At 70.7% G+C, this 844-nt stretch carries 2 protein-coding genes; both read left to right on the top strand.

Features of this window, described 5'->3' with window-relative positions:
• Window positions 1–386: HNH endonuclease (locus N790_RS03820; RefSeq protein ID WP_043800978.1), on the top strand; the 386-nt coding region annotated here is incomplete at its 5' end.
• A gap of 84 nt (window positions 387–470) precedes the next feature.
• A partial coding sequence (locus N790_RS03815) for a hypothetical protein (protein WP_211251946.1) occupies window positions 471–844 on the top strand: 374 nt, incomplete at its 3' end.

The following is an 844-nucleotide window of genomic DNA, read 5'->3' as shown; positions in this document are numbered from 1 at the left end:
ACCCCATCGTCGCCGGCCGCAGCCATGCCAACGGCAAGGCGCTCGATCCTTCGCCCGCGCTCACCAACACCGCGCTGTTCGCCCGCGACGGCAACCTGTGCCTGTACTGCGGCCAGGAGTACAGCCGGCACTCGCTCACCCGCGACCACGTCATGCCGGTGTCGCGCGGCGGCCGGGACGTCTGGGAGAACGTGGTCTGCGCCTGCTTCCACTGCAACTCGCGCAAGGGCAACCGCACGCCCCAGCAGGCGGGCATGCCGCTGCTGGCCGTGCCCTACCGGCCGAGCTGGGTGGAACACCTGATCCTGTCGAACCGGCACATCCTGGCCGACCAGATGGCCTTCCTGAAAAGCCACCTCCCCAAGCGCAGCGGCCGCCCCGCCTGAGGGCATTTGACGCCGCCCCGCCGGCCGGCCGACACTGCCGGCCTTCACGCGGCAACCGCCGCGTGACCAGGGGGAACACAGGGAATGACGACGCAGAGCATCTGTTTTGCAGGCTTGCCGCGTGACGAGCAGGCCGGCATCGAGGCTGCCTTCAAGCAAGCCAACGCGCAGCACGGCAACCGCTGGTCGCTGGCGAACGAGAACGAAGCCGCCGTGGTGGTCGTGGACATGGACTCCATGTACGGCCAGATGAGCCTGATGAAGGCATTGAGCAACGGCAAGGTCGTGGTGGCGCTGACCGCCGGCGGCCGCGTGGACGCCGACTACCAGCTGGCCCGCCCGGTCACCGCGGAAGGCATCGCCGCGCTGTTGTCCCAGATCGAAGCCCAGGCCCCGGCGACCCCCGCGCCGGCGCCCGCGGTGGAAGACCTGGCGCCGGCCGCGCCGGAGCCGGCGCC

The organism is Arenimonas malthae CC-JY-1 (assembly GCF_000747075.1).
Classification (GTDB): Bacteria; Pseudomonadota; Gammaproteobacteria; order Xanthomonadales; family Xanthomonadaceae; genus Arenimonas; species Arenimonas malthae.
The sequence above is the reverse complement of the archived record's forward strand: the minus strand, read 5'-3'. Positions and strand labels throughout refer to the sequence as shown.